The sequence below is a fragment of the Novosphingobium sp. FG137 genome (genome assembly GCF_057809735.1).
In genome coordinates, this window is the sequence record NZ_JBMDKN010000008.1 from 124,868 (window position 1) to 150,849 (window position 25,982).

General features: G+C 64.0%; 30 protein-coding genes. 15 read left to right on the forward strand and 15 right to left on the reverse strand.

Features of this window, described 5'->3' with window-relative positions:
* Positions 1-14: 14 nt before the first annotated feature.
* Positions 15-1,607, forward strand: a complete 1,593-nt coding sequence (gene purH / locus ACODS2_RS20085) for a bifunctional phosphoribosylaminoimidazolecarboxamide formyltransferase/IMP cyclohydrolase (RefSeq protein WP_489000362.1) — start codon at positions 15-17, stop codon at positions 1,605-1,607.
* Complete coding sequence (locus ACODS2_RS20090) at positions 1,555-2,373, forward strand: alpha/beta fold hydrolase (RefSeq protein WP_489000363.1); 819 nt, start codon at positions 1,555-1,557, stop codon at positions 2,371-2,373. The genes purH and ACODS2_RS20090 overlap by 53 nt, the downstream gene beginning before the upstream one ends.
* 37 nt (positions 2,374-2,410) lie before the next feature.
* On the opposite strand, the gene ACODS2_RS20095 is transcribed toward ACODS2_RS20090, so the two are convergent.
* The 10 genes from ACODS2_RS20095 to ACODS2_RS20140 all read right to left on the reverse strand — a co-directional run bounded on the left by ACODS2_RS20095 (position 2,411) and on the right by ACODS2_RS20140 (position 8,991).
* Positions 2,411-3,061 carry a cell wall hydrolase gene (locus ACODS2_RS20095; RefSeq protein ID WP_489000364.1) on the reverse strand — a complete coding sequence of 217 codons (651 nt, stop codon included), beginning with the start codon at positions 3,059-3,061 and terminating at the stop codon, positions 2,411-2,413.
* A gap of 201 nt (positions 3,062-3,262) precedes the next feature.
* A complete protein-coding gene (locus tag ACODS2_RS20100) occupies positions 3,263-3,640 on the reverse strand; it encodes a DUF1491 family protein (RefSeq protein WP_298169861.1) in 378 nt (125 codons plus the stop codon).
* Positions 3,637-4,164, reverse strand: a complete 528-nt coding sequence (locus tag ACODS2_RS20105) for a PaaI family thioesterase (protein WP_489000365.1) — start codon at positions 4,162-4,164, stop codon at positions 3,637-3,639. Before ACODS2_RS20105 ends, ACODS2_RS20100 begins: the two co-directional genes overlap by 4 nt.
* Positions 4,139-4,600, reverse strand: a complete 462-nt coding sequence (locus tag ACODS2_RS20110) for a PTS sugar transporter subunit IIA (RefSeq protein WP_298169857.1) — start codon at positions 4,598-4,600, stop codon at positions 4,139-4,141. The genes ACODS2_RS20105 and ACODS2_RS20110 overlap by 26 nt, the downstream gene beginning before the upstream one ends.
* A gap of 151 nt (positions 4,601-4,751) precedes the next feature.
* Positions 4,752-5,318: a ribosome hibernation-promoting factor, HPF/YfiA family gene (hpf, locus tag ACODS2_RS20115; RefSeq protein ID WP_298169855.1), complete on the reverse strand. Its 567-nt coding sequence runs from the start codon at positions 5,316-5,318 to the stop codon at positions 4,752-4,754.
* A 55-nt stretch (positions 5,319-5,373) separates the two neighbouring features.
* The gene (gene dnaQ, locus ACODS2_RS20120) at positions 5,374-6,063 is read right to left on the reverse strand and encodes a DNA polymerase III subunit epsilon (protein WP_489000366.1); all 690 of its coding nucleotides are present in this window, start codon (positions 6,061-6,063) and stop codon (positions 5,374-5,376) included.
* Between the two features lie 40 nt (positions 6,064-6,103).
* Positions 6,104-6,706 carry a dephospho-CoA kinase gene (gene coaE, locus ACODS2_RS20125; RefSeq protein WP_489000367.1) on the reverse strand — a complete coding sequence of 201 codons (603 nt, stop codon included), beginning with the start codon at positions 6,704-6,706 and terminating at the stop codon, positions 6,104-6,106.
* Positions 6,703-7,557 carry a shikimate dehydrogenase gene (gene aroE, locus ACODS2_RS20130; protein ID WP_489000368.1) on the reverse strand — a complete coding sequence of 285 codons (855 nt, stop codon included), beginning with the start codon at positions 7,555-7,557 and terminating at the stop codon, positions 6,703-6,705. Before aroE ends, coaE begins: the two co-directional genes overlap by 4 nt.
* A complete protein-coding gene (locus tag ACODS2_RS20135) occupies positions 7,554-8,138 on the reverse strand; it encodes a Maf family protein (RefSeq protein WP_489000369.1) in 585 nt (194 codons plus the stop codon). The genes aroE and ACODS2_RS20135 overlap by 4 nt, the downstream gene beginning before the upstream one ends.
* Before the next feature lie 10 nt (positions 8,139-8,148).
* Positions 8,149-8,991, reverse strand: a complete 843-nt coding sequence (locus ACODS2_RS20140; RefSeq protein ID WP_298169840.1) for a pyruvate, water dikinase regulatory protein — start codon at positions 8,989-8,991, stop codon at positions 8,149-8,151.
* A 335-nt stretch (positions 8,992-9,326) separates the two neighbouring features.
* On the opposite strand from ACODS2_RS20140, the gene hemE reads away from it, so the two are divergent.
* The 3 genes from hemE (at position 9,327) to rho (ending at position 12,313) form a co-directional block, all read left to right on the forward strand.
* Positions 9,327-10,364: a uroporphyrinogen decarboxylase gene (gene hemE, locus ACODS2_RS20145; RefSeq protein ID WP_489000370.1), complete on the forward strand. Its 1,038-nt coding sequence runs from the start codon at positions 9,327-9,329 to the stop codon at positions 10,362-10,364.
* Positions 10,365-10,439: 75 nt separating this feature from the next.
* On the forward strand, positions 10,440-10,883 hold the full coding sequence (locus ACODS2_RS20150) for a CopD family protein (RefSeq protein WP_298171147.1): 444 nt from the start codon (positions 10,440-10,442) through the stop codon (positions 10,881-10,883).
* A gap of 173 nt (positions 10,884-11,056) precedes the next feature.
* A complete protein-coding gene (rho, locus tag ACODS2_RS20155; protein ID WP_292939583.1) occupies positions 11,057-12,313 on the forward strand; it encodes a transcription termination factor Rho in 1,257 nt (418 codons plus the stop codon).
* A 16-nt stretch (positions 12,314-12,329) separates the two neighbouring features.
* Here rho and ACODS2_RS20160 read toward each other — a convergent pair whose 3' ends face one another.
* Positions 12,330-12,713 (reverse strand): nuclear transport factor 2 family protein, encoded by a 384-nt coding sequence (locus ACODS2_RS20160; protein WP_298174410.1) that lies wholly within the window; start codon positions 12,711-12,713, stop codon positions 12,330-12,332.
* Between the two features lie 102 nt (positions 12,714-12,815).
* Between ACODS2_RS20160 and ACODS2_RS20165 the strand changes: the two genes are divergently transcribed.
* Entirely contained in the window at positions 12,816-13,958 is a 1,143-nt protein-coding gene (locus tag ACODS2_RS20165; RefSeq protein WP_489000371.1) for an aspartyl/asparaginyl beta-hydroxylase domain-containing protein, read from the forward strand.
* Between the two features lie 7 nt (positions 13,959-13,965).
* Here the strand turns inward: ACODS2_RS20165 and ACODS2_RS20170 are convergent, their stop codons facing one another.
* Positions 13,966-14,664, reverse strand: coding sequence for a dienelactone hydrolase family protein (locus ACODS2_RS20170; RefSeq protein WP_489000372.1), 699 nt, complete (start codon positions 14,662-14,664; stop codon positions 13,966-13,968).
* A gap of 123 nt (positions 14,665-14,787) precedes the next feature.
* On the opposite strand from ACODS2_RS20170, the gene ACODS2_RS20175 reads away from it, so the two are divergent.
* The 8 genes from ACODS2_RS20175 to ACODS2_RS20210 all read left to right on the forward strand — a co-directional run bounded on the left by ACODS2_RS20175 (position 14,788) and on the right by ACODS2_RS20210 (position 23,071).
* On the forward strand, positions 14,788-15,063 hold the full coding sequence (locus ACODS2_RS20175; RefSeq protein WP_298174405.1) for a DUF6489 family protein: 276 nt from the start codon (positions 14,788-14,790) through the stop codon (positions 15,061-15,063).
* Between the two features lie 13 nt (positions 15,064-15,076).
* Entirely contained in the window at positions 15,077-16,372 is a 1,296-nt protein-coding gene (mnmE, locus tag ACODS2_RS20180) for a tRNA uridine-5-carboxymethylaminomethyl(34) synthesis GTPase MnmE (RefSeq protein ID WP_489000373.1), read from the forward strand.
* Between the two features lie 77 nt (positions 16,373-16,449).
* Entirely contained in the window at positions 16,450-18,297 is a 1,848-nt protein-coding gene (gene mnmG / locus ACODS2_RS20185; RefSeq protein ID WP_489000374.1) for a tRNA uridine-5-carboxymethylaminomethyl(34) synthesis enzyme MnmG, read from the forward strand.
* The gene (gene rsmG, locus ACODS2_RS20190; RefSeq protein WP_489000375.1) at positions 18,294-18,983 is read left to right on the forward strand and encodes a 16S rRNA (guanine(527)-N(7))-methyltransferase RsmG; all 690 of its coding nucleotides are present in this window, start codon (positions 18,294-18,296) and stop codon (positions 18,981-18,983) included. Before mnmG ends, rsmG begins: the two co-directional genes overlap by 4 nt.
* A complete protein-coding gene (locus ACODS2_RS20195; protein WP_298174397.1) occupies positions 18,980-19,756 on the forward strand; it encodes a ParA family protein in 777 nt (258 codons plus the stop codon). The genes rsmG and ACODS2_RS20195 overlap by 4 nt, the downstream gene beginning before the upstream one ends.
* Positions 19,753-20,697, forward strand: a complete 945-nt coding sequence (locus tag ACODS2_RS20200) for a ParB/RepB/Spo0J family partition protein (RefSeq protein WP_489000376.1) — start codon at positions 19,753-19,755, stop codon at positions 20,695-20,697. The genes ACODS2_RS20195 and ACODS2_RS20200 overlap by 4 nt, the downstream gene beginning before the upstream one ends.
* Positions 20,698-20,815: 118 nt before the next feature.
* Positions 20,816-21,970, forward strand: coding sequence for an acyl-CoA dehydrogenase family protein (locus ACODS2_RS20205; RefSeq protein WP_298174393.1), 1,155 nt, complete (start codon positions 20,816-20,818; stop codon positions 21,968-21,970).
* A gap of 117 nt (positions 21,971-22,087) precedes the next feature.
* The gene (locus ACODS2_RS20210) at positions 22,088-23,071 is read left to right on the forward strand and encodes a CAP domain-containing protein (RefSeq protein ID WP_489000377.1); all 984 of its coding nucleotides are present in this window, start codon (positions 22,088-22,090) and stop codon (positions 23,069-23,071) included.
* A gap of 76 nt (positions 23,072-23,147) precedes the next feature.
* On the opposite strand, the gene ACODS2_RS20215 is transcribed toward ACODS2_RS20210, so the two are convergent.
* Entirely contained in the window at positions 23,148-23,339 is a 192-nt protein-coding gene (locus tag ACODS2_RS20215) for a hypothetical protein (protein WP_489000378.1), read from the reverse strand.
* Between ACODS2_RS20215 and ACODS2_RS20220 the strand changes: the two genes are divergently transcribed.
* Complete coding sequence (locus tag ACODS2_RS20220) at positions 23,338-24,357, forward strand: M48 family metalloprotease (protein ID WP_489000379.1); 1,020 nt, start codon at positions 23,338-23,340, stop codon at positions 24,355-24,357. The genes ACODS2_RS20215 and ACODS2_RS20220 overlap by 2 nt on opposite strands.
* Positions 24,358-24,432: 75 nt before the next feature.
* On the opposite strand, the gene ACODS2_RS20225 is transcribed toward ACODS2_RS20220, so the two are convergent.
* Both ACODS2_RS20225 and ACODS2_RS20230 read right to left on the reverse strand, forming a co-directional pair.
* On the reverse strand, positions 24,433-25,287 hold the full coding sequence (locus ACODS2_RS20225; RefSeq protein ID WP_489000380.1) for a glycine zipper 2TM domain-containing protein: 855 nt from the start codon (positions 25,285-25,287) through the stop codon (positions 24,433-24,435).
* A gap of 144 nt (positions 25,288-25,431) precedes the next feature.
* Positions 25,432-25,914 (reverse strand): GAF domain-containing protein, encoded by a 483-nt coding sequence (locus ACODS2_RS20230; protein ID WP_298174385.1) that lies wholly within the window; start codon positions 25,912-25,914, stop codon positions 25,432-25,434.
* Positions 25,915-25,982: the final 68 nt, after the last annotated feature.

The window sequence follows — 25,982 nt, forward strand, 5'->3', positions numbered from 1 at the left end:
CAGGATTTTCCATTGTGACTGACGTGACGATCAAACGGGCGCTGCTTTCAGTGTCCGACAAGACCGGCCTTGCTGACCTCGGCCGCGCCCTCGCTGCGCACGGTGTCGAACTGGTTTCGACCGGCGGGACGGCTGCGGCGCTGCGCGATGCCGGTCTTGCCGTGCGCGACATTTCAGACCTCACCGGCTTTCCCGAAATGATGGATGGCCGCGTCAAGACATTGCACCCCAAGGTTCACGGCGGCCTGCTCGCCGTTCGCGACGACCCGGCGCATGCCGCTTCGATGGCAGAACATGCCATTGGCGCGATCGACCTGGTCGTGGTCAACCTCTACCCCTTTGCGGCCACCGTCGCGAAAGGCGCGGGCCGCGAGGAAGTGATTGAGAACATCGACATCGGCGGCCCCTCCATGGTTCGCTCGGCTGCCAAGAACCACCACTACGTGACCATCGTGACCGATCCCGCGGACTACGCGGTGCTGATCGCCGCCCTGGACCAGACCGGTGGCACAACCAGCCTCGATTTTCGCAAGGCCATGGCGGCCAAGGCCTTTGCCGCAACCGCCGCTTACGATGCCGCGATTGCGCAGTGGTTCGCCGTGACCGACCAGCAGCAGCATTTCCCGCAGACCTTGCTTTCCGCCCACAAGCTGGTCTCCACCCTGCGCTATGGCGAGAACCCGCACCAGAGCGCCGCGCTATATGTACCGGCGCAGGGCGGCGTGGTGCGCGGTCTTCCGCAGGCGCGGCAGTTGCAAGGCAAGGAACTGTCCTACAACAATTACAATGACGCCAATGCGGCACTCGAACTGATCGCCGAATTCAGTTCGGATCAGCCTGCTGTGGTCATCGTCAAGCATGCGAACCCGTGCGGCGTGGCTGTCGCGGCCACGCCGCTCGAGGCATGGCGCGCGGCGCTTGCCTGCGACTCGGTTTCGGCCTTCGGCGGCATCGTCGCGCTCAACACCCCGCTCGATGGCCCGACAGCCGAAGCGATCTGCGAGATCTTCACCGAAGTCGTGGTCGCGCCCGGCGCCGATGATGCCGCGCTTGCAACCTTCGCGCGCAAGAAGAACCTGCGCCTCCTGCTGCTCGAAGAAGTGCCGTCCGCCGATCGCAGCGGCCTGGTCACGGTGCCGATCGCGGGGGGCCTGCTGGTTCAGGATCGCGACAACGGCGCGCTGACCGACGACATGCTTCACGTGGTCACCAAGCGTCAGCCGACGGCGCAGGAGCTTGCCGATTGCCGCTTCGCCTGGACCGTGGCCAAGCATGTGAAGTCCAACGCCATCGTCTACGCCCGCGAAGGTGTGACGGCGGGGATCGGGGCAGGTCAGATGAACCGGCGTGACAGCGCGCGGATCGCGGCGATGAAAGCGCAGGAAGCTGCCGAGACGCATGGCTGGAGCGGGCCGCGCACAGTTGGCTCCGCCGTGGCTTCGGATGCATTCTTCCCGTTCGCGGATGGGCTGCTCGCCGCCGTGGAGGCTGGCGCGACCGCCGTCATCCAGCCGGGAGGCTCCATCCGCGACGATGAAGTCATTGCCGCCGCAGATGCGGCCGGGCTCGCCATGGTATTCACGGGAATGCGCCACTTCCGGCATTGAGGTCAGCGGGAATGACGCTTTGAAGAGCGTTTACTTGCACGGAAACCCGGGCGCGCCGGCCGAACTGGCGCTGCTCGGAGGTGATGCGGTCCGATCGTGGTTTGCGCCAGATCGGGCCGCGCTGCCTCGCGAACCGGAAGCGCGGATCATGCGCTTGACCGCAATGATCGCCGAGGTGTGCGGCGACGAACCGATCCGCCTGATCGGATTCTCGGCCGGAGCTTACGTCGCGCTGCAGGTTGCCGCGCGAATGCCGGAAAAGCAGCTGACCTTGCATCTCGTCTCCCCGGCAGGACCGCTGGAAACTGGGGACTATCTCGGTGCGATGGCGGGCGGTCCGGTGTTCAGTGCAGCGATGAAACACCCGCGCCGGTTTGCCGCATTGGTATGGGCACAGTCGTTCTGCGCACAGTGGTTTCCCGGGCTCCTCACGCGGTTCCTGTTCGCAGCGGCGCAGGGCGACGACAGCCTGCTGAAAGCCGACGAGCAGTTCACCCGTTCCTATCGCGATGTTCTGCAGGCCTGCGTTGGTGCCGGACGCGCAAGCTACAAGGCCGAGATCGAGTCCTATGTCCTGCCTTGGGCGGGGCTGCTTCCGGCAGTCAAACACCCCGTTACCATCTGGCAGGGGAGCTGCGACAACTGGACTCCGCCGGAAATGGCGAAGACGTTGGCGCAGCTCCTGCCGAACGTGCAGACGATTCACATGCTCGAAGGCCAATCACACTTTTCGGCGCTGCGAACAGCACTAGCTGCGCTGGCCTGAGGCCAGGGCTCCGCAGGAATCGCCCTAAGGCAGGCGCTCAGCGATAGAAGACGTGATTGTCGACCCGCGCCATGCGGGTCTTGCCCCATGACGGCGCGACATGCGCAGCGTGGAAGAACATCGCGCCTTCCACCGGGCTTTTCCATGCACCGCTGTCCGCGATCAGCGCGATCTTCACGGCTTGCTGCCATTTGGCGCTGTCATGCTTCACCGCGGGCATCGCATTGGCGTGCACGAACGAGAACTGCGAGGGCTGGTAGACCACGCCGCAGTAAGAGCTGGGAAAGCGGCCGGACGCAGCACGGGTCACGATGACCCGGCCAACAGCAAGCTGGCCCGCCAGCGTTTCGCTGCGGGCTTCGAAATAGACAGCACCGGCCAGGCATTCCATTTCGTGGGAGAGCGAGGCGGGAAGCGGCGTACGCTCGACCAGATCGGCGAGCGATGCGGCGCTGGGAAGGACCTCACCATCATCGGAGTCATTCCGCTCCGGTTGGGGAAGGGTCTGTTCGGCCGGCCGGAACACGCTCTGGCGGGGTTCGACGGTAATGGCCGAGGATCCGGGTGCTTCAGCGACCGGGATCTGGATATCCTGAGCCTTGGCGCCGGATCCCCCGGTGCTCAACAGGATGGTAGCAAGACTTGCGGCAATGCACACGGCACTGGCGACGCGGAACTGGCGGCTCATGCAACTTCGTCATTGGGCGGTGGACGTCGGCACAAGGCGCGATCGGCTCTGGTATCGCAGGTTGTTCCTGCAAGACCGGAAACCTATCGAAGGCCCAGGCGTCTGCCCCCCGTCTGCGTGCTGGCGGGGATGGCTTCGTTGCCATCTCATCGCTGCCTACGCGTGGTAGAGTGGGGCCCATTATGATCTGAGCCGGGCAAGTCACCCCATGAATCCGGGTTTGTTCTCCTTCGTGTCCAGATTCAGGATGAGCTGTTCACCTTCAGCGATGGTCAGTTCGACAATCCACAAGTCGCGGTCCTGCGCTACGCGGCGCTTCAGATAATCCTCAAACTCTGCTTTATTTTCAGGATCTTGCGCCTTGGATTGCGCCCATCCGCGCGTCCCGTCCGCCCTCGGCAGGCGCTCGAAGGCGCGTGCAAGCGTCTGTCCAAATCCTTGATTATTTAGGATAACAATCACAATCGTGCCGCTATCGGGTTCGCCGCGGTGGAGCACCATGCCAAAGCCGCCGTTCGCCTCGGCCAACCGAATCAGTGCTGTCGCTTCCAGGGCGGCCGGAAGACGCGCCGCGCTCATGCTATCTGCACATCCGGCATAGCGGTGTCCGAATAACCGGCGAGTGAAGAGAGCGGAATACGCGAGCGTTGAAACGTGCCGGTGCCCCGCCCCACTTCATTGCCCTCTGCATCAAGTATCCGCGATTCGGCTAGAATGACGCGTCGCCGACCGGAAACCCAGCGTCCTTCCGCAATGGCCTTGCCGCCATGCAGCGGCTTGGTGAACAACAGATTGAACGCCGTGGTCAGCAGGAAGCAGTCTGTCACCAATGTGTTGGCCGCATAGAACGCTGCATCGTCGAGCATCTTGAAATAGAGCGTGCCGTGTGCGGCACCTGCAGCATGGAAGTGCTCGGGACCAACGTCGAAATGGATTCGGGCGCATCCCTCCTCCACAATCTCGAGGCGGGAGACGAACTGGCGGTTGATCGGCGCTGCGGCATACAGGCCTTCCAGCGCGCGCCAGTGCCGCCGGGCTTCGGTCAATTCTGAAGCATCGGCAGGTTCTGCCGCAAGGTCAGGCCGCGTCGCGGTCGATGACATTGACGAGCAATGCGTAGATCGCATCGGCATCGGGGGCGGCAATCAGTCGTTCGTGCATGCGTTCGTCGCGCATCAATCGCGAGATCGCCGCAAGGGCTTGCAGGTGCGTGGCACCGGCCTGCTCGGGCGAGAGAAGGCCGAACACGCAATCAACCGGCATGCCATCCGATGATGCGAAATCGACCGGGTTCTCCAGCCGGAAAAATGCGGCGACCGGACGGGCCAGCGCTTCCAGCCGTGCGTGGGGAATGGCAACGCCGCGCCCGAAACCGGTGCTGCCGAGCGTTTCGCGCTCTTCGATCCGTTCGAGCACGACCGAGCGGTCGAGCCCGTAGACCTCGCCGAAGCAATCCGCGAGCGCACCGAGGATCTGCGTTTTGGTTTCGGCACGAACGATGCGCACCGCCTGAAGATCGATCGAGAAGAGAGCGGTCATGGAAACAGTGATGCCGGAAAATGCGCTCGCGCGCCTGATATGGAGCGGCACATGCGCCCGAACGCGACGCGGTGCAAGCACCGAATCGCGTTCGCCATGTCACTGATACCCGGAGAGGACATCAGATCACCGCGCGGTTTTGCCGTTCCGGTTACTTGCTCGGTTCGACCCAGCCGATCGACCCATCGCCGCGGCGATAAACCATGTTGTGCACACCCGTACCGGCGTTTTTGAACAGCAATGCGTTAGTGTTGCGAAGATCCAGCATCATCACCGCATCGGAAACGCTGGCTGTAGGCACGTCCACGCGCGTTTCCGCGATGACCAGCGGCGCGTCGGCAGGTTCTTCGGTCTCGGTCTCCTCGACCATGAAGACGGTATAGGCCGCCTCTTCCTCGCGGCGGGCATGATCGGCCTGGTCCTGCCGGGCGTTGATCCTGCGCTTGTAGCGGCGCAGCTGCTTGTCGATCTTCTCCGCCGACTGATCGAGCGCGATGTGGGCATCCTGCGCCACCGCGCTTCCCTTCAGGATCAGGCCCTGTGCGACATGCGTGACGATATCGCAGCGAAACCCGCCATGCGGCGCCTTGCCGAGCGTCACGTGCGAGGTCAGCGCCCGCGAGAAGTACTTGTCGACAATCGCGGTAAGGCGCTCTTCAGCATGAGCTTCGAAAGCGGCGCCGGTATCGACCTGATGGCCAGAAACGCGAATATCCATAAGTCCACTCTCCTTCGCTCAAGCACCTGTCCGGGATGGCCCGGGCAAGGCAGATTCATTGCAGCCAGATGGCTCCCTTGATCCCCTCGACAAACGCAGCATGCCGGGTGATTTCTTGCGCACTTGGCGCATGGGGTCGAGCAGGGCGATGCGTACGGGGGGATGCGGTGAGCATCGGAGCGACCACGGTTGCCGTCTTGATCTCGACATCGGCAGCCAGTTCGAGCCCGATCTGCCGCCCTCCCATCAGCTCCACGTAGAGCTGGGCCAGCAGTTCGGCGTCGAGCAGCGCGCCGTGGCGCACGCGGTGGCTGCGATCGATCCCGTAGCGCGAGCAGAGCGCATCAAGGCTGAGCTTGGCCCCTGGGTGCTTGCGCCGCGCGATAGCCACCGTATCGACCATGCGCGCCCGATCAACGGCGGGCAGCTGGCACATTGAAAGCTCGGCATTGAGGAAGCCGAAATCGAACCCGGCGTTGTGCGCAACGAGCGGCGCATCACCCAGAAAGGCGAGCAGTTCCTCAGCTCGTTCGGCAAAGCGCGGCTTGTCTGCAAGGAAAGCGCTCGAAAGGCCGTGCACCGCCTCGGCCTCAGCCGGCATCGAGCGTTCCGGGTTGAAATATACATGGAAAACCGCGCCGGTGGGCACCCGGTTTACCATCTCGATGCAGCCAATCTCTACCAGCCGATCACCGCTCTGCGGGTCGAGGCCGGTCGTCTCTGTATCGAAAACGATCTCACGCATTTGCCGTAGTCTGGACCCGACCAAGGGTGCTTGCAAGGCTTCAGCGCGGGTTTTTTTGCCGTAGTGCTGCAACCAGCGCGCCGACTTGTTCGCGCGTTTCCGCCAGAGTCACCCCCGTATCGATGACATGGTCGGCAAGCGCCCGCTTTTCGGCATCCGGCACCTGCAGCGCGAGGATCTGCGCAAACTTTTCGGGCGTCATTCCGGGCCGGGCGAGAACGCGGTTGCGCTGCATTTCGGCGGGCGCGGAGACGACGGCGACGGCATCGAGACCGGCACCATGGCCCTTTTCGTAAAGCAGCGGGATATCAAACACGACGATCGCCTCGCCGGCGTGCTCCAGCATGAAGAGTGCCCGTTGTTCCGCCACGGCCGGATGAACGATGGCTTCAAGCCGCGCGAGCGCCTCGGGATTGCCGAAGACTTGTGCGCCAAGTGCGGGACGATCGACGCCGTGTGGACCGGTGGTGCCGGGAAAGGCAGCCTCGATCGCCGAAAGCAAGGCGCCGCCCGGTCCCTGCAGGCGGTGCACTGTCGCGTCGGCATCGAACACCGGCACGCCCAGCTCGCGCAGCATGAGCGCAACCGCGGACTTGCCCATGCCGATCGATCCGGTGAGGCCGAGGATGAAGGGACGGGTCATGCCCCCAGCGCCTTCCGCAGTTCGGCGTCCCTTGCACGCGAGGGCGTAGCGCCGAAGAAGCGCCGGAAGGCGTGGTCGGCCTGCCCTATCAGCATTGAAAGACCGTCGATCGTCCGGAATCCGGCAGCTTGCGCCGCCATGAGGAACGAGGTTTCGAGCGGACTTGTCACGATGTCGTAGAAGATCGAGCCCGGCGGGGCGTGGCTCATGTCAAACACGAGTGGTGGCTGGCCGGTCATTCCAAGCGACGAGGCGTTGACGACGAGATCGAGGCAGTTCTCCCGATCATCGAAAGCGAAGTCCGTCGCATCGGCGAAGTGTGCAAGATCGATGGCATGGTGCTCGCCGGCAGGATCGAGTTCATCGAGAAGCGCGCGGGCCTTTTCCGGACTGCGACCGGCAAGCACGATCACCAGCTTCTCGTCCGCCAGCCCTTTGACAATCGCCCGCGCGGCTCCGCCCGTGCCGATCACGCGGGCCATGCGGAAGTAGTGCGAGTGGCCAAGCACCGACCGCAAGGGTTCGAGGAAGCCCGGGACGTCAGTATTGTATCCGACCAGCTGGCCGTGCTCGGGAATGATGGTGTTGACCGCCCCGACCGCAGCCGCCAGCGGATCGAGCCGGTCCAGAAAGGGCATCACCGCTTGCTTGTGCGGCATGGTGACGTTGCACCCGCGCCAGTCCGGATCGGCGCGGCGCACACGCAGAAAATCAGCAAGCTGATCTGTCAGGACGTGACTTGCCCGGTAATCGGCATCGATTCCGAGCTCTTCCAGCCAGAATCCATGGATCTTGGGCGACTTTGACTGGACGATGGGATCGCCGATCACTTCGGCATAGGCCCGGCTCATGCGGGGAGCTCGCCTTGCGCACGCAGCGCGCCAAGGAGCGCGAGTAGCGGCATACCGAGAACGGTGAAATGGCTGCCTTCGATATGATCGAAGAGCTGCACACCAAGCGCCTCGATCCGGAATACCCCGACGCAGGCACCAACCGCCGGCCATTCCTGCGCGAGATAGCCTTCGATGAAGTCGCTCGAAAGCGTGCGCACACGCAGCTTGGCGGTTTCACAGTGGCGCCACACAGGCACACCATCGCGCACGAGAATCGCAGCGGAATGGAGGTGCATGGTCTGGCCGGAGAAGAACGCCAGGTGCCGTGCCGCATCTTCGCGGCTCGCCGGCTTGTCGAACAGACGGCCGCAGACCTCGACCAGCGAATCGCCACCAAGCACGAGCCGACCGGGTACGCCGACCGAGACGGACAGCGCCTTCGCCTCGGCCAGAATCATGGCGATCTCGCTGCCCGGCACGCCAATCAGCTCGCGCTTGATCTCGGCTTCATCGACATCCGAACCGCACGCCTCGAACGGGACGCCGGCAGCGGTCAACATGGCTTTGCGGCTTGCGCTCTGCGACGCCAGTATCAGCATGTCCTCACCCTCAAAACGCGTGTCCGCCGCCACCCACACCGCCATCAGGGCGGCGCTCGTTATAGAGATTAATGATCGCGGCAGCGGTTTCCTCGATGGAACGACGCGAGACGTCAATCACCGGCCAGCCATTATCCGCGAACATGCGCCGCGCATACTGCACCTCTCGCGCCACATGATCGCTGTCGACATAGGCCGTCTCTGGTGCCTGATTGAGTGAGAGCAGCCGGTTGCGCCGTACCTGAATCAGACGTTCTGGGCTGGTCGTCAGGCCCACCACAAGCGGACGCCGCAGGCTGAACAGCGCGGTCGGCGGCGGGCTTTCGACCACGATGGGAATGTTCGCCACCCGGTAACCGCGGTTGGCAAGATAGATGGCAGTCGGAGTCTTGGACGAGCGCGAGACGCCAGCAAGCAGGATATCCGCCGCTTCCCAGTCCTCCCACGCGATCCCGTCATCATGGGCGATGGTGAACTGGATCGCCTCGACGCGGCGAAAATAGGCCTCGTCCATCGCGTGCTGGCGTCCCGGGCGACCTTTGGCTGCCTGACCCAGCTGTGTTTCAAGTGCGAGGGTCACTGCATCGAGCGCGGCGACACTGGGGAGCCCCAGCGCAGCGCAGCGGCTTTGCAGAAGTTCGCGCGTTTCGGCATTGACCATGGTGAACAGCACGAGGCCGGGATTTGTGGTAATCTCCCCCATGATCCGGTCGAGATGCTGCTGCGAGCGGACCATCGGCCAGAAATGGCGCACGACGTCGGCATCATCGAACTGAGCGAGCGCAGCCTTGGCGATCATTTCGAGTGTTTCGCCGGTCGAGTCCGACAGGAGGTGCAGGTGCAGGCGCGCCATCGAGGTTCCTGGTCCGCCCCGGGAAAGGGCTGTGGATAGCACTAGGATAAACCACGGCATGAAACCGGGGACAAGTTTGCGGTGCCATTCTGCCCCCGGCTTCGGTCTTTGGGCAGCCACATTGCGAACAGCCTCACAAGGTTACCCACAGGGTGGGGACAACAGGGACAAGTTTCGCTTGCCCCCGGAACCGTTCAGAGTCGCTGACACGCTTTTTTGTGGAGACAGCAGGACAATTCGGGCAGATGCATGTCGTCCCCGCTATCCACAGGGCCAACTAACTACCACCATCTGATTCAAAAGAATCTATAGATTAGATCTGGACCGATGCACTGATGCCAAGCCCTGCCGAAAAGCCGCTTCTCGCCACCCTCAAGGGGGCAAATCTTTCCCGCCGTCCGATCTGGCTGATGCGCCAGGCAGGGCGCTACCTTCCCGAGTATCGCGAACTGCGAGCCGAGAAGGGCGGTTTCCTCGCATTGGTCTATGATTCCGAAGCTGCTGCGGAAATCACGCTGCAGCCGCTGCGCCGGTTCGGTTTCGACGGGGCGATCCTGTTCTCGGATATCCTGATCGTGCCCTATGCGATGGGTCAGGATCTCCAGTTCCTCGCCGGCGAAGGTCCGGCGCTTTCCCCACGCCTGCTCGATGCGGGTCTGGAGACGCTCAGGAGCGTCCCTGAGCGCCTCACACCGATCTATGACACCGTGGGCCTGGTCAGTGCCGCCCTGCCGCCTGAGGCGACCATGCTGGGCTTTGCAGGCAGCCCCTGGACCATCGCGACCTACATGGTGGCGGGCGAAGGCAGCCGTGACCAGCACGAGACCCGTGCACTCGCCTATCGCGATCCGGGTGCCTTCCAGGCGATCATCGATGCGATCGTCGATGTGACGGTCGAATACCTCAGCGGCCAGGTGAAGGCCGGCGCGGAAGGTCTGCAACTTTTCGACAGCTGGGCCGGCAGCCTTGCCCCCGCCGAGTTCGAGCGCTGGGTGATTGGCCCCAATGCGCGGATCACCGAGGCCATGCACAAGCTGCACCCCGATGTGCCGATCATCGGCTTCCCCAAGGGCGCGGGCGAGAAGCTGGCGGCTTATGCTGAGGGCACCGGCGTCGATGCCATCGGCGTCGACGAGACGATCGACCCGGTCTGGGCGGCAAAGACCCTCCCCGCGGGCCTGCCGGTGCAGGGCAATCTCGATCCGCTGCTGCTGCTGGCAGGCGGGCCGGCGCTGGAAGACGGCGCCCGCCGCGTGCTCGATGTCTTTGCTGATCGGCCGCATGTGTTCAATCTGGGCCACGGCATCGGGCAGTTCACGCCGATCCCGCATGTCGAGCGCTTGCTTGAAGTGGTGCGCGGGTGGTCGCACTGAAGCGTGCTGGCGGCGGGGTGAACCGCCCCAAATCTCAAGTTCCGGACGGGCTGCGAAAGCGCTAATCTTCGCAGAATGATGCAGGTGATCGCGATGCTCTATCTCTGGCTCAAGGCCGGCCATGTCATTTTCGTGATCTTCTGGATGGCGGGGCTGTTCATGCTGCCGCGCTTCTTCGTCTATCATCAGGAAGCGCCCGAAGGATCGCCAGAAAACGCGATCTGGATCGACCGCGAGCGCAAGCTGATGAAGATCATCATGTGGCCTTCGCTGTTCGTTGTCTGGGGCTTCGGCCTGGCGCTTGCGGTGAGTGGGGAATGGTTCACGCAAGGCTGGTTTCACGCGAAGCTCGCGCTGGTGCTGGTACTCAGCGGCTATCACCTGTGGCTCGCAACCTATGCCGCCAAGCTGGCGCGGGGTGAGCGGCAACTGACCGGGCGCCAACTGCGCCTGCTCAACGAGATTCCGGGTGTGACCGCAGCGCTGATTGTGGTGCTGGTGATCGTCAAGCCGTTCTGATCAGGCTGTTCGGGGCTGGGCCGTTCTTTGATTGACGCACTCGGTGGCGGAGCCTAAACGCGCTGAGCATACCGGTTTGGCAGCGCGATGACGCCCTGCCCCCATTGGTCCGCTTTCCCCAAGCCCAACGACCATCCGGCGCGCTCGATTGCCCCTATTCGGATAAAGAAAAGATGCATCTCAAGGAACTGAAGAAGAAGACGCCCGCCGAGCTCGTCCAGATGGCCGAGGAGCTCGATGTCGAGGGCGCAAGCACGCTGCGTCGGCAGGACCTCATGTTCGCCATTCTCAAGGAAGTGGCTGAAGACGGCGAGGAAATCCTCGGCATCGGCACGATCGAAGTGCTGCCGGATGGCTTCGGCTTCCTGCGTAGCCCGGAGGCGAACTACCTCGCCGGCCCGGACGATATCTATGTTTCGCCCAATCAGGTCCGCAAGTGGGGCCTGCGCACGGGTGATACCGTGGAAGGCGAAATCCGCGCCCCCAAGGACGGCGAGCGCTATTTCGCGATCACGCGCCTGATCAAGGTCAACTTCGACGAGCCCGATGCGGTGCGCCACCGCGTCAACTTCGACAACCTCACCCCGCTCTATCCCAACGAGCGTCTGCGACTCGATACGCTGGATCCGACCGTCAAGGACAAGTCGGCCCGCGTGATCGACCTCGTCAGCCCGCAGGGCAAGGGCCAGCGCGCGCTGATCGTGGCGCCGCCGCGCACCGGCAAGACCGTGCTGCTGCAAAACATGGCCAAGGCCATCACCGACAACCATCCCGAAGTGTTCCTGCTGGTTCTACTGGTCGATGAACGCCCCGAGGAAGTGACCGACATGCAGCGCAGCGTGAAGGGCGAGGTGATCTCCTCGACCTTCGACGAGCCTGCCAGCCGCCACGTGCAGGTCGCCGAAATGGTGATCGAGAAGGCCAAGCGCCTCGTCGAGCACAAGCGCGATGTCGTGATCCTGCTCGATTCGATCACCCGCCTCGGCCGCGCCTACAACACCGTGGTGCCGAGCTCGGGCAAGGTGCTGACCGGCGGTGTTGACGCCAACGCGTTGCAGCGGCCCAAGCGCTTCTTCGGCGCGGCGCGTAACATCGAGGAAGGCGGCTCGCTTTCGATCATCGCCACCGCGCTGATCGATACCGGCAGCCGCATGGACGAAGTCATCTTCGAAGAGTTCAAGGGCACCGGCAACTCGGAAATCGTGCTCGACCGCAAGGTGGCGGACAAGCGCATCTTCCCGGCGCTGGATGTGGGCAAGAGCGGCACTCGCAAGGAAGAACTGCTCGTGCCGCAGGATCAGCTCAGCAAGATGTGGGTACTGCGCCGCATCCTCATGCAGATGGGCACCATCGATGCGATGGAATTCCTGCTCGACAAGATGAAGAACTCGAAGACCAACGAGGACTTCTTCGCAACGATGAATCAGTAGGGAAAACCGGCGGCGCTCAGGTGTTTTGCAGCGCCGCCGCCATCATTTCCCAGAGCTTGTTCATGGCCTTCAGCGGCCGCACCATCACCTTGAAATCGATGATTTTTCCTTCAAGATCAAAGCGGATCAGGTCGATCCCGTTGACGTGGATGCCATCGACCGTCGCGGTGAACTCGAGCAGTGCCTCGGGACCATCGACGAGTTCGCGGACATAGGTGAAGCCAGTATCGGCGAAGACCTGGCCGGCGGCCGTAAGGTACATCAGCACCTTGGTATGGCCTTCCTGCGGGGTGTGGACGACCGGTGAGTGGAACACCGCATCGGGCGCGATCAGCTCGGCCAACAGGTCGGTGTCGCCGGTCTGCATGTAGCGGTGCCAGGCGGCGAGGCCGGTGTGCATGGGGTGTCTCTCCTTGTCGTGGGCCTATCGTGGTGAAGCCTTGTGGCACGCCGGGGCGCGCCAGCCATTGATCCAGCGCAGGTTTGCGCTAGTCGTGGCGTCATGACAACCGCTTCGCCGGAAAACCTGATCAGCGAAGGACTCGCCGCGTTAAGGGCGCGCAACCCGATGCGTGCGGCAGAACTGCTGCGCAATGGTAGCGGCGGCATCGCCCCCGAGCGTATGCCTTGGCCCGCGCTGGCGCAGGCGGAGCTTGCGCTGGGCAACCACGCCGCCGCCGAAATGGCACTTGATCGGCAGCTGTCGCTTGCTCCCCGCGATGTTGGCGCGTTGCTGGCCAAGGGGCAGCTCCGGCAGCATGCGCGCGATGACCGTGCGGCTGTGAGTTTCTACACCACGGCACTGGCGCAGGCGGCAGTCAGCGGGATTCCGCGCGGCATGGAAGGCATGGCGGCAGCCGCACAGGCATTCATCGGTGAGGCGCAGAGCGCCTTCCGGCAACACCTCGACACGGTGATGGCAGGAGGCCTGTCACCGGCGATGGAGGAAGCGCTGGGGCTGCTACGCGGTGCACGCGAGATTGATCTGCAGCGACCCTCGTTGTTCTATTATCCCGGCCTGCCGCAGCGTCGGTTCTATGATCCGGCAGAGTTCGGCTGGATGGAGGCCGTGCTGGCTCTGCTGCCCCAAATGCAGGCCGAGCTTGCGGCTGTTGCGGCCGACGAAGCGGCGGATACCTTCGCGCCCTATGTCACGGCGACGGATGACCGGCCTGCACCGAACAATCCCTTGCTGGGTGATCCGGCGTGGGGTGCATTCTACTTCTGGAAGGATGGCGCCCCGGTAGCGGCCAACGCTGCGCGCTGCCCGGCGACGATGGCCGCGCTGGCCGACGCGCCGATGCCGATGATCCCGGGGCGAGCGCCCAATGCACTCTGGTCGCGGCTCAAGCCCGGCACCCACATCGCGCCGCACACTGGCATGCTCAACACGCGCCTGATTTGCCACGTCCCGATCCGCACCGCACCGAACTGCACGCTGCGAGTGGGCAGCGAGACACGCATCTGGGAGCCAGGTGTGCCGCTCATCTTCGACGATTCCATGGAGCACGAGGCGCGCAATGCGGGTGCTGAAACCCGCACGGTGCTTTTGTTCGAGATCTGGCGGCCCGAAGTGCCCGAGGACGACCGCGCCGCGATTGCCCGCCTGCTCGAAGGCATTGCGGGTTACGACGGCGCGGCCTGATTGCTCTTCAGGTCAGGTGGGCCTTGAAGAAGTCGCGGGTGCGTTCATCCGCCAGCTGCGCGCCCGCTTCATCACGGCGTGAGCCCATTTCCGCCGCGAAGCCGTGATCGAGCCCGACGTAGTCGTGAAGCACGACCTTGGCGTGCGCATCCAATGCGGCGTGAATAGCGGCCTGCGCTTCCGGTCCGACGAAGTGGTCAGCCGTAGGGATGTGCAGCATCAGCGGATTGGCGATCGCATGCGCCTCACCCAGCATCTGATCGATCATCACGCCGTAGTAGCCCACCGAGGCATCGATATCCGTGCGTGCAGCTGCCATGTAGGCCATGCGCCCACCGAGGCAGAAGCCGACCAGACCGACCTTGTCCACCGCCTGTTCGTGCCGGAGCCAGTGGATCGCCGCTTCGATATCCTGCACGCCGAGATCCGGGTTGTACTGCCCGAAATAGCCCAGTGCGGTCTGGAACTGCTCTGGCACATCGGGATCGAGCTCCGCCCCAGGGGCAAAGCGCCAGAAGATATCCGGAGCAAGCGCGACATAGCCCAGTGCTGCCCAATCGTCGCACTTCTTGCGGATGCCGGCGTTCACGCCGAAGATTTCCGGGATGACGATGATCGCGGCCTCGGTCTGGTCTTCCGGCGTGGCGATATAGACCGGTATCTCGTTATCGCCATCGAGGGTGGGGATCGTCGTCATCTCGCCCATGGTGCTGGTCCTTTTCGGATGGTTGTTCGCGGAAACTGTTCGTCTGGGCTCTGATTGGCGCTGTCCATGGACTTTGCCAAGAGCACATGACAGTGTTGCTGCGCTAGAGCGAGAGGTGCGTCCATGAAAGTCAATGTCGAGGTGGAATGCTCACCGGAAGAGGCGCGCCGCTTTCTGGGTTTGCCGGATGTGACGCGCGCCAACGATGTCTATGTCGATGCGATCGCCAAGGCGATGCAAGGCATGAACAGCGTTGACCAGCTCCAGGGCTTTGCCAAGCAGATCGCGCCGATGGGCGAGATGGGCCTCAAGCTGTTTCAGCAGTTTGTCGAGCAGGGCGCGGGCGCGGCGATGGCCGGCTTCAAGGCGGGTGCTTCCGGCGACAAGCCCAAGACCTGAGCGAACTGCCAGTGTGACCCAGACGATATTCGCGCTGAGTTCCGGCGCGCCGCCGGCGGGTATTGCCGTTATTCGGGTGAGCGGGCCTGAAGCTGGGCCGGCTCTGCGGCGACTGGCGGGCAAGCTGCCAGCACCGCGCCGAGCCGTGCTGGCCGTGCTGCGGGATGCAAATGGCCTCACGCTCGACAAGGCCATGGCGCTGTGGCTCCCGGGACCGGGCACGGCGACGGGCGAAGATTGTGCAGAACTGCATCTGCACGGCGGGCGCGCTGTGGTCGCGGCGGTCGAGGCCGCGCTCGCAGCGCTGCCCGGATTGCGCCGAGCTGAGCCGGGAGAGTTCACGCGGCGGGCCTTTGCTCAAGGACGGATTGATCTGGCCGAAGCTGAGGGGTTGGCAGACCTGCTATCCGCAGAGACGGAATTGCAGCGCCGCGCGGCTATGGCGATGGCGGGAGGCGTGCTTTCGCAGCAGGTGGGTCACTGGCGATCCCGTGTGCTGGCACTTTCAGCGGCGCTGGAGGCTTCGCTCGATTTTGCCGGGGATGACGATATCGACGAGGTGGGTGGTGGTTTTCCGGAGGGCTTTGCACCGGCTTGCGCCGCACTCGCGGAGGAACTGGCCGCGTGGCTGATCCGCCCTCGGGCCGAACCGCTCCGCGAGGGTTTCCGGGTGGTGCTGGCAGGGCCGCCCAACGCCGGAAAATCAACACTGTTCAATGCTTTGGTTGAAGATGAAGCAGCCATTACGGCAGCCGAGCCGGGGACGACGCGTGATGTCCTGCTGCGCAGTGTTGCGCTGGGCGGCGTCCCATTCACCTTCGTCGACACGGCCGGGCTGCGGGACGAGGGGGCCGGTGCGATCGAGCAGATCGGTATTGCAAGAGCGCGGAATGAGGCTGGGCGTGCAGACCTTGTGCTGTGGCTCGGACCGGAAGGCGTGGGTCCGCCGGGCGCCGCGCTTTGGGAAATCGCAGCGCAATGCGACAGACCGGATGCTCTCGCGAAGGCGTCCGCAATGTTCCGCCTGTCTGCCCGGACTGGTGAGGGTGTTGACCGTTTGCGCGAAGCTCTGATCGAGCATGCGCGTTCGGCTCTGCCTGCGCCGGGCGACGTAGCGCTCAACGCGCGACAGCATGGGTTGCTAGGCGAGGTTGCGACGGCTCTCAGCGAGGCGGCATTCCAGATCGATCCACTCCTTGCGGCCGAATCGCTGCGGGTTGCGCGTGTCGCGCTCGATCGGCTCATAGGGCGTGCCGGAACCGAAGACATGCTTGATGCGCTGTTCGGGCGGTTCTGCATCGGGAAGTGATGTTTCACGTGAAACACTAACCGACGGGCTTTTGCCAGCTTTGACGCGGAAGCGCGAATCGCATATCGCGCGCATGCATGCACCAGTTCGACATCATCGTGGTGGGGGGCGGACACGCCGGCGTTGAGGCGGCTGCGGTTGCCGCGCGGATGGGCGCGCGCACGGCTCTGGTAAGCTTTGATCCCGCGATGATCGGCGCGATGTCGTGCAATCCCGCGATCGGTGGGCTTGGCAAGGGACACCTCGTGCGCGAGGTCGATGCCTTCGATGGGCTGATCGCCCGCGCTGCTGACGAGGCGGCGATCCACTACCGTATGCTCAACCGCAGCAAGGGTAGCGCCGTGCAGGGTCCGCGCGTGCAGGCGGACCGGCGGCTTTTTCGCGCTGCGATCCAGCGGATGGTGGCGGCGCAGGGCGGGCTGACGGTTGTCGCCGGTGAGGCGGCAGCGCTGCGCGTGGCGGCTGGGACGGTCTGCGGAGTTGATCTTGCCGATGGAACAGCGCTGGCAGCGCGCGCTGTGGTGCTGTGCACCGGAACGTTCCTCGGCGGGCGGCTGTTCCGCGGAGAAGAGCGGATGGAAGGCGGCCGGATCGGCGAGTCTGCCGCGCACCGGCTTGCCCAGCAACTGCGCGGGGCAGGGCTACCGATGGCGCGGCTCAAGACCGGTACGCCGCCGCGGCTTGACGGGCGGACGATCGACTGGTCGCGACTGCCAGTCCAGCCGAGCGATGCCGAGCATTGGACGATGTCTGCACTTACGGGCACCAGGCCGCAGCCGCAGGTCTTTTGCGCGATTGCCCGCACCAACGCGCGAACCCATGACGCCATTCGCGCCGGCCTTGATCGCTCACCTCTGTTCAGTGGGGCGATTGATGCGCAAGGGCCGCGCTACTGCCCCTCGATCGAAGACAAGATCCACCGCTTCGGCGATCGGGATGGCCATCAGGTGTTTCTCGAGCCCGAAGGCCTCGATGACCATGTCATCTATCCGAATGGCGTTTCGACGTCGTTGCCGACCGATGTGCAGGTGGCCATGATGCGTTCGATGGAGGGACTTGAGGCGGTCGAGATTCTCGTGCCCGGCTACGCGGTGGAGTATGACCATATCGATCCGCGTGCGCTGCGCCGGAGTCTGGAGCTGCGTGACATGCCTGGTCTCTATTGCGCGGGTCAGATCAATGGCACGACGGGCTATGAGGAAGCGGCGGCGCAGGGCCTTGTCGCGGGCATGCATGCCGCAGCTTCTGTGCTGGAGCGCGAGGCGCCGCCGCTTGATCGTGCTTCGAGCTACATGGCGGTGATGGTCGATGACTTGACGCTGCACGGTGTTTCGGAGCCCTATCGGATGTTGACCGCTCGGGCCGAGTATCGGCTGAGGCTGCGAGCGAATAACGCCTCCACCCGATTGACGCCGCTTGGGCTGGCCGCTGGTTGCATAGGCCCTGAGCGGACGGCCTGGTTCGTTGCGCTTGAGGAAGCTCGCGAGCGGGCCGAGGCGGCGCTTGCGCAGGTTGTGCTGCCGGGTGCGCTCAGCGATCACGGCGTCTTGGTGCGGGGGGATGGCGTGCGTCGCTCCTTGAAGGAATGGCTGCGCTTCCCAGAGGTGGACTTTGCGGCACTTGCTCCATGGCTGGGTGAGGCCATGCCGAGCGCAGATCTTGCCGAGGAGATGGCCGAGGATGCAGCCTATGCCCCGTATCTGGCGAGGCAGGAGGCGGAACTGAAGCAGCTGCGGGCCAGCGATGGCGTGCCGCTGGGCGATCACTTCCCTTATGGTGACGTACCCGGACTGTCGCGGGAGATGGTCGAGCGGCTGGAGCTGGCGCGGCCCGACACTCTGGCTGCTGCCGGGCGGGTGCCTGGGATCACGCCGGCGGCGATGGCGAGCCTGCTCGTCGCCGCGCGGCGCCGGGTGGCGGCATGAGCGTGGTGGGCGAGGCAGACGCGCGGGCCTGGCTGGAGGCGCGCTACGATGCCGATGCCATGGCGCGGCTCACTCGGCTTGTTGACGCACTGATTGAGGAGAATGGGCGGCAGAACCTCGTTTCGCGGCCGTCGCTGATGTCTGTGTGGTTGCGTCATATTCTGGACAGCGCGCAGCTTCTCCATGTTCCACGTGAAACAGTTCCGGCGGGGCCATGGCTGGATCTCGGCAGCGGGGCGGGGTTCCCCGGACTGGTCATCGCGGCGCTGCAGCCTGAGCGACCGGTGACGCTGGTCGATTCGCGGCGATTGCGCACCGAGTGGCTGGCACGGGCCGCTGCGCTGATGGGCCTTACAAATGTAGAGGTCGTCCTGTCGCGCGTCGAGGACGTGCCGGACCGCAAATGGCAGGTGATCTCTGCACGGGCCTTTGCGCCGCTGGACCGGTTGCTAGACGTTGCTTGGCGCTTTTCCACACCGGAGACGCTCTGGCTGTTGCCGAAGGGGGCCAAGGCACAGCATGAACTGGAAACGCTCGGTGCGGAATGGAATCGCGTGTTTCACGTGGAACAGTCGTTGACCGATCCTTCGGCTGGCATCATCGTTGGCTATCTGCACAGGCGCGCCGAAATTGTCCGCACTGGCACGCTCGCTTCACAGACTCGCAAACGAGGTTCAGGTCGATGATCACGATAGCCGTCGCGAACCAGAAGGGCGGGGTGGGCAAGACCACCACGGCGATCAACATTGCCACGGCGCTGGCGGCGACGGGGTGGAAGGTTCTGCTGATCGACCTCGATCCGCAAGGCAATGCCTCGACCGGGATCGGCGTTTCGGCTGCGGAACGTGAGCGCTCTTCCTATGATCTGCTGATCGAGCAGGCGAGTGTGGCTTCCTGCATGATCCCGACACGGATTCCTGGCCTCGACCTCATTCCTGCGACAGTCGACCTGTCCGGCGCAGAGGTGGAGCTTGTCAGCGAGACCGATCGCACGGGCAAGCTGCGTGCGGCTCTGGCCGAGGATGCCGGACATGAGATCTGCCTGATCGATTGCCCGCCTTCGCTGGGTTTGCTCACCTTGAATGCGATGACGGCAGCCAATTCGCTGCTGGTGCCGCTGCAGTGTGAGTTCTTCGCGCTCGAGGGGCTGAGCCAGCTCCTCCAGACCGTGGAGCGGGTGCAGGAGCGGTTCAACCCGGACCTCGGCATCCTCGGCATCGTGCTGACCATGTATGATCGGCGCAATCGGCTGACGGATCAGGTGGCTGACGACGTGCGGTCGTGCCTGCATGGGCTCGTCTTCGAGTCGGTCATTCCGCGCAACGTGCGGCTTTCGGAGGCGCCTAGCCACGGGCTGCCGGCCCTGATCTACGACCATGCCTGCGCCGGATCGCAGGCCTACATGAAGCTGGCGCGCGAGTTGATCGGCCGCCTGCCAGAGCGGAGGATTGCAGCATGAGCGGGGAAGCGGACGGCATCGCGGCGGCGAAGGCGGTGAAGCGGCCGGCGCTGGGTCGCGGTCTCGGCGCGCTGCTGGGTGAGACACGGCGCGAGGAAGCGGTCTCGCGGATCTCGGTTTCAGCGCCGGGCGAGCAGGTGGTCAGCGGCCTCGCGTCGCTTTCGGTGGCTTCGATCGAGCCGCATCCGGAACAGCCGCGGCGGCACTTCGATGAGGATGCGCTCGAGGAGCTGGCACGCTCGATTGCCGCGCGCGGCGTGATCCAGCCGGTGGTGGTGCGCCCCTTGGGTGGCGGGCGCTATCAACTGGTCGCGGGCGAGCGGCGCTGGCGGGCGGCACAGCGTGCGCGGCTGCACGAGATCCCGGCGATTGTCCGTCAGTTGGATGACCGCGAAGTGACCGCGCTGGCGCTGATCGAGAACTTGCAGCGCGAGGACCTGAATCCCATCGAGGAAGCGCGGGCCTATCAGCGCTTGTCCGAGCAGGACGGACTGACGCAGCAGGAGATCGCCACCTTCGTCGACAAGTCGCGCAGCCATGTCGCGAACCTGATGCGGCTGCTCGTCCTGCCGAGCGAAGTGCTCGACATGGTCGAGCGCGCGCAACTGTCGATGGGCCACGCCCGCGCACTGGCAGTGCTTCCCGATCCCGTGCCCTTGGCGCGCGAGACAATTGCGAAGGGGCATTCGGTACGCGACGTCGAGCGGCTGGCGAAGCGCGTCATGCGGCCCGAATCGGCACCGCGGCGGGCGCGGGCCGAGCGCGATCCGGCAAGCTCGGCGGATATCGCCGCGGTCCAGGCGCATCTCGAGGAGTTCCTCGGCCTCAAGGTCACGATCCAGGCCGATGCCGATCCGCGCACAGGATCGGTGACGATCCGCTACAAGACCCTCGATCAGCTTGATCTGATCTGCCAGCGGCTCACCGGCGGGGCGATCTAAGGCCTCAGGATTCTGCCCCCAAGGACTAGTTAACCGGTCGATTAATTTCGATTGACCGAACCGGACGGGTTTGCCTATCTTTCAGGACAATAAGAGACCTGAAACCGGAGAGCCTGCCATGTCGCTCGATCTGATCCCCCGCTCTGCCTATAACGCGGACCATGAGGCGTTTCGCCAGACGGTACGGCGCTACCTTGAAACCGAAATCGCGCCGCATGCCAATGAATGGGCAGAGGCGGGCATCGTACCCAAGTCGATCTGGCCCAAGGCAGGCGAGCTCGGCATGCTCTGCCCGACCGTGCCGGAGGAGTACGGCGGCCTCGGCCTCGACTTCGGCTACAACGCCATCGTCGATGAAGAGAGCGCCTACTACGGCCGCGTCGCCACCGGCTTCTCGTTGCAGTCCGACATCGTGGTGAACTACCTCGTCTCGTATGGTTCTGAAGAGCAGAAGCGCAAGTGGCTGCCCAAGATGGTCTCGGGCGAAGTGGTCACCGCCATCGCGATGACCGAGCCCGGCACCGGTTCAGACCTTCAGGGTATGCGCACCAGCGCCAAGAAGGACGGCAACCACTACGTGATCAACGGGTCGAAGACCTACATCACCAATGGCCAGAACGCCGACCTGATCCTGGTCTGCTGCAAGACCGACACCGAAGTCCAGCCAGCATGGAAGGGTGTCTCGATCGTGCTGGTCGAGGCGGACCGCGAAGGCTTCAAGCGCGGCCGCAACCTCGACAAGATCGGTCAGGATGAAGCCGATACTTCGGAGTTGTTCTTCGAGGACGTGCGCGTGCCCATCACCAACTGCCTCGGCGAAGAGGGCAAGGGCTTCATCTACCTGATGAGCGAGCTGCCGCAGGAGCGCCTCTCGATTGCCGTCAGTGCGCAGGCTTCTTCGCAGAAGGCCTTCGACGATACGGTCGCCTTCACGCGCGAGCGCAAGGCGTTCGGCAAGCCGATCCTCGATTTCCAGAACACCCGCTTCACGCTGGCAGACCTCAAGTCCAAGCTGCAGGTGGGCTGGGCGCACCTCGATTGGGCGCTGGCCCGCCATCTCAAGCGCGAACTGACCGCCGAGGAAGGCGCGGCGGCCAAGCTTTGGCACACCGAACTGCAGTGGGAAGTGATGGACAAGTGCCTCCAGCTGCATGGCGGCGCCGGCTACATGAACGAGTACGCGATTGCCCGTGCCTGGCGCGGCGCGCGTGTCACGCGCATCTTCGGTGGCACCAACGAGATCATGAAGGAACTGATCGGTCGCAAGCTCTGAAGCGGCGGCCATGATCAGCCCTTGCTGCTAAGCCGATTGGCAATGCGCACGCGGACAGGAAACCCCCTGAAACCGCGTGCGTTTTGTCGTGCTTCGGCAGCAGCCTTTGCCTTGTGGGTGGCGGGCGGTGCCGTACCTGCTATCGCGCAATTTGATCCCGAGCCGGACGAAGTGATCATCGAGGAGAGCGATGCGTCCTCTCCAGCTTCGTCCGTTCCCTACCATGGCGCGATCGCGCCGATTGACGAACATGCGTGGTCCAACACGGCGTCGCTCTATGCACAGCCGCCCGATCCGGCTCACTGCGTAGCCGGCGTTCTCCGGTCGGAGACGAAGTTCCGCTTTCTTGATGCGTTCAATGCATTGCGGGCTCGCCATGGACTTGCACCAGTGCGTTACAATGAAGCTGCCGACCTTTCAGCCGGTGAAGCCGCGCTGATCATGGCCACCAACAACGCACTGAGCCATGATCCCCCGCCGAACTGGACGTGCTGGACTGCTGCGGGCACTGCCGCTGCAGGAAGCTCGAATCTGCTGGGGGGCGTTTCCTCCCCGTACCTTACATACGAGGATGATAACGCCATTCTCGCCGAATGGCTGATCGAAGGCGATGGCGACGAGATCGGCCATCGCCGCTGGATGCTTGATCCCTACCTCGATCAGACGGCGCTCGGCCGGGTCATCGCGGTTCTGCCCGGGGGCACGCGTGTTGATTCGGTGGTCATGAAGGTTTTCGACTTCCCGGGAACGTCGCCCGGTCCTACCCATCTTACTAAGGCTCCGGATATCGTCGCGTGGCCTCAGGGCGACTATCCGGCCGTGTTTTTCTCACCCCGCGCGCGCCTCTCGTTCTCGGTCAGCCAGGACCCTGACACAGACACCAAGGTTGATTTCTCCGATGCCAGGGTTGCGATACGGGATGCCGAACGGAACCTGCCCGTCCGCGATCAGCTCTGGGACAATGAGGGCTACGGCGTCGCCAATTGCCTCTCCTGGCGAGTCGACGGCCTTCTAGCAGGCCGGACTTACACGGTGACAATCACCGGCATCCGGGATGCACCACGCGATCACTACAGTTACACATTTCGGATCTTGAATTAAAATTGGCCATATTTTTTTCTTGCCAAAAATTTAGCACACACAGGATCAGTAGATATAAGTATTTTATCTTAGATCTTTAGGCTATACAGATCAGGCAATAATTGAAGTGGGAGTAGCCGCGTGCACAGAAGGTCGGCGCGATTGCCGTCGTCCGCATGCGTATCGCCGCAATGCATCCCTGCGTACCGCCGCGATGCAGCGCCAGCCCATCCAGCAGTTGATCGCACATGAGGCTGCGGACCTTCTGCCTGGCCGTTGCCGTGGCCATGAGCGCGGCATTGCCGCATCATCTTTTCGCGCAGGCTGCGCGCGATCAGCAAAGGCAACCCGCCAGCGATCATGAAAAAGGGCAGTGCGAACTGGGCAAGGAATGGTCCGATGCCCGGCTGCACGAGTACTGGCCCACCGAGGGCCGGGTGCAAGGCCTCGGCGCGCTTGGCTACATGGGCCAGCAGAACGCCTCCAAGCAGGCTGATCTGGCGGAGGCCCGGACGCAAGTGGAGCGCGTGGTCCGCGTCAGCGGGCTCGAGATGAATTTCGAGATGATCGTCGATCCCTCCACCCCTGCCGCAGCCGAGATCATCAACGGCCGCCGCGTGATTCTGTTCGACCCTCGGTTCATGGCGCAAGTGGCTGATCGAATCTGTCCGGACTGGGGTGCCATGAGTATTCTGGCGCATGAGGTCGGCCATCATCTAGCCGGCCACACCTTGCGCCAAACGGCCGAGCCTTGGCGTGACGAGCTTGAGGCGGACGAGTTTTCGGGCTTCGTGCTCGCCCGTCTCGGCGCGTCTCTTGCCGAGACGACTTCGGCAGCGGCCCGGATTCTTCCGGAGCAGGCGACCCCGACTCATCCCGGTCGCAAGGATCGCATCGCGGCGATCGTCCACGGTTGGCAGAATGCCGAGGCTCTGGTCGCCGCCGCGCTTACCCAGGCGCGCCACAACCGCGGTCTAGTGCCGATGAAGCAGGTCCGGTTTGATCCGGATGGCGAGGGCGATGGCGCCTCCGATCTGGGGCTGGCAGCGCGGATCATACTTTATGATGATCCCAGCGACTTCTACATCACCAAGAGCGGGCGCATCGATGCCTATGACGGGACGCGGCGCCCGGTTGGCCGAAAAGCCGTGCCGAGCTCTGCGGACTTTGCCTGGACCTTCCAGACGGATGCAGCCCGGTTCGACGTTGATTATGGCGGCCACGTGCTGATGCGCCTGCCGTCCGGGGGCAGGCATGAAGTAGGCGTCGTGGTGGCGCTCCTCCCGAACGCGGCAAGCGGGAACTAGAATCCTGCGCCGCACGACGGCGCAGGATCACTGCATCAGGAAAGTTCGGGCAAAGGGGCGGGAATCTGCTTTGGTTCAGCTGCCGGATGGCACCTTGACGCGCTTGTCGTGCACCACCGGACGGCGCGGCGGCGCACCGATGTAGCGCTTCTTCACCGGGACGTATTCGTAAGACACAGTGCGCGTTTCGGTGCAGGCGCCCTGACCCGGCGCGACTGCTTGCGGCGCATTCGCCGGTACCATGACATAGCCCATCGGCGCGCCCGTCATTGGCGCGCCCGGCATCGGAGCATAGCCATAGGACGGATAGCCGTAGGCATAGCCACCAGCGGGCGCGCCATAGCCATAGTAGGCCGGAGCCGGCGGGGCATAGCTGCTGAAGAACTCCTCGCATTCCCGTTCGCGGTTCTTGTCGACCGACTTGCCGATCGCGCCGCCGGCAACAGCACCGACGGCGGCACCGGCAACTGTGCCGATGGTGCGATTGCCCGAGGCGACCCGGTTGCCGACGACTCCGCCCACAACGCCGCCAATGACCGCGCCGGTCGTTCCGCTGTGGCGCGTCGTCACGCCCTGGCACCTTTCGACCATTTCGCGGTAGCGCGGATCGGCGTCAGGCGCGGCCTGCGGAGCGGGCACATAGCCCTGCGGCGGGGCGACCTGGCCGTTGTAGGCTGGGGCACTGTAGACCGGGGGGCTGTAGACCGGAGCGCTGTAGACTGGCGGCGCGTAGACGGGGGCGCCATAAACCATCGGCGGGACAGGATACTGAACCGGGTACTGGCCCTGCCATGAGCCTTGATAGGCGCCGGGATAGCCCGACTGCCAGCTGCCTTGTGCAACCTGCGTCTGATGCCCGCGCGCAAGCGCCGGCATGGCAAGGCTGGAGGTCATCGCGGCTACCACGAGGGCCTGGAGTAATCTGGCCATCTTGTTCCCCTGTCAGCGTGATCCGAACCCGCTTTGTGCGCACGATGCGCAGGCGGCATTCAGCGTTAACACGCTGTTTAGCATCCTGCCCCGTGCTGGACCACAGGGTGCGGCATCGCTGTGCCGAAACGGGGCAGGGAGGGGCTAGAGCCGATCAGCCAGCACGCGGGCGAGGGCTTCGATCCCTGCGGCATCCTCCGCATCGAAGCGATCGAGGAGCGGGCTGTCGAGATCGATCACCGCGATGACGGTGCCATCACGCTTCACCGGAACGACCAGTTCGGAACGGCTGGCCGCATCGCAGGCAATGTGGCCGGGAAAGGCGTGGACATCAGGCACCAGCTGCGTCTCACCCGTGGCAGCTGCGCTGCCACACACCCCCTGGCCCAGCGCGATGCGGATGCAGGCGGGTTTGCCGGCAAAGGGTCCCAGCACGAGCTCGCCACCGACCAACCGGTAGAAGCCCGCCCAATTGAGATCGGGCAGAAACTGGGCGAGGAGCGCGGCGCAATTGGCCATATTGGCAACCGCGTCGGGTTCATCGTGGGTGATCGCGCGGGCGGCATCAATCAGGTCGCCGTAAAGCGCAGCCTTGGACTGGCCCGGTGTGGGAGCAAATTCGTACATTGCGGGAACTTAGCAGGGCGCGGCGCGTATCGCGAGGACCATTGCGAGACAGCAATGCGGCTTCTAGA

Excerpts from the sequence above, each read along its gene's own strand:
- ACODS2_RS20090 (WP_489000363.1), top strand. The coding sequence starts at position 1,555 with ATGCGGCCGGGCTCGCCATGGTATTCACGGGAATGCGCCACTTCCGGC.
- ACODS2_RS20095 (WP_489000364.1), bottom strand. The coding sequence starts at position 3,061 with ATGAGCCGCCAGTTCCGCGTCGCCAGTGCCGTGTGCATTGCCGCAAGT.
- ACODS2_RS20100 (WP_298169861.1), bottom strand. The coding sequence starts at position 3,640 with ATGAGCGCGGCGCGTCTTCCGGCCGCCCTGGAAGCGACAGCACTGATT.
- ACODS2_RS20105 (WP_489000365.1), bottom strand. The coding sequence starts at position 4,164 with ATGTCATCGACCGCGACGCGGCCTGACCTTGCGGCAGAACCTGCCGAT.
- ACODS2_RS20110 (WP_298169857.1), bottom strand. The coding sequence starts at position 4,600 with ATGACCGCTCTCTTCTCGATCGATCTTCAGGCGGTGCGCATCGTTCGT.
- hpf (WP_298169855.1), bottom strand. The coding sequence starts at position 5,318 with ATGGATATTCGCGTTTCTGGCCATCAGGTCGATACCGGCGCCGCTTTC.
- dnaQ (WP_489000366.1), bottom strand. The coding sequence starts at position 6,063 with ATGCGTGAGATCGTTTTCGATACAGAGACGACCGGCCTCGACCCGCAG.
- coaE (WP_489000367.1), bottom strand. The coding sequence starts at position 6,706 with ATGACCCGTCCCTTCATCCTCGGCCTCACCGGATCGATCGGCATGGGC.
- aroE (WP_489000368.1), bottom strand. The coding sequence starts at position 7,557 with ATGAGCCGGGCCTATGCCGAAGTGATCGGCGATCCCATCGTCCAGTCA.
- ACODS2_RS20135 (WP_489000369.1), bottom strand. The coding sequence starts at position 8,138 with ATGCTGATACTGGCGTCGCAGAGCGCAAGCCGCAAAGCCATGTTGACC.
- ACODS2_RS20140 (WP_298169840.1), bottom strand. The coding sequence starts at position 8,991 with ATGGCGCGCCTGCACCTGCACCTCCTGTCGGACTCGACCGGCGAAACA.
- hemE (WP_489000370.1), top strand. The coding sequence starts at position 9,327 with ATGCCAAGCCCTGCCGAAAAGCCGCTTCTCGCCACCCTCAAGGGGGCA.
- ACODS2_RS20150 (WP_298171147.1), top strand. The coding sequence starts at position 10,440 with ATGATGCAGGTGATCGCGATGCTCTATCTCTGGCTCAAGGCCGGCCAT.
- rho (WP_292939583.1), top strand. The coding sequence starts at position 11,057 with ATGCATCTCAAGGAACTGAAGAAGAAGACGCCCGCCGAGCTCGTCCAG.
- ACODS2_RS20160 (WP_298174410.1), bottom strand. The coding sequence starts at position 12,713 with ATGCACACCGGCCTCGCCGCCTGGCACCGCTACATGCAGACCGGCGAC.
- ACODS2_RS20165 (WP_489000371.1), top strand. The coding sequence starts at position 12,816 with ATGACAACCGCTTCGCCGGAAAACCTGATCAGCGAAGGACTCGCCGCG.
- ACODS2_RS20170 (WP_489000372.1), bottom strand. The coding sequence starts at position 14,664 with ATGGGCGAGATGACGACGATCCCCACCCTCGATGGCGATAACGAGATA.
- ACODS2_RS20175 (WP_298174405.1), top strand. The coding sequence starts at position 14,788 with ATGAAAGTCAATGTCGAGGTGGAATGCTCACCGGAAGAGGCGCGCCGC.
- mnmG (WP_489000374.1), top strand. The coding sequence starts at position 16,450 with ATGCACCAGTTCGACATCATCGTGGTGGGGGGCGGACACGCCGGCGTT.
- rsmG (WP_489000375.1), top strand. The coding sequence starts at position 18,294 with ATGAGCGTGGTGGGCGAGGCAGACGCGCGGGCCTGGCTGGAGGCGCGC.
- ACODS2_RS20195 (WP_298174397.1), top strand. The coding sequence starts at position 18,980 with ATGATCACGATAGCCGTCGCGAACCAGAAGGGCGGGGTGGGCAAGACC.
- ACODS2_RS20200 (WP_489000376.1), top strand. The coding sequence starts at position 19,753 with ATGAGCGGGGAAGCGGACGGCATCGCGGCGGCGAAGGCGGTGAAGCGG.
- ACODS2_RS20205 (WP_298174393.1), top strand. The coding sequence starts at position 20,816 with ATGTCGCTCGATCTGATCCCCCGCTCTGCCTATAACGCGGACCATGAG.
- ACODS2_RS20220 (WP_489000379.1), top strand. The coding sequence starts at position 23,338 with ATGAGCGCGGCATTGCCGCATCATCTTTTCGCGCAGGCTGCGCGCGAT.
- ACODS2_RS20215 (WP_489000378.1), bottom strand. The coding sequence starts at position 23,339 with ATGGCCACGGCAACGGCCAGGCAGAAGGTCCGCAGCCTCATGTGCGAT.
- ACODS2_RS20225 (WP_489000380.1), bottom strand. The coding sequence starts at position 25,287 with ATGGCCAGATTACTCCAGGCCCTCGTGGTAGCCGCGATGACCTCCAGC.
- ACODS2_RS20230 (WP_298174385.1), bottom strand. The coding sequence starts at position 25,914 with ATGTACGAATTTGCTCCCACACCGGGCCAGTCCAAGGCTGCGCTTTAC.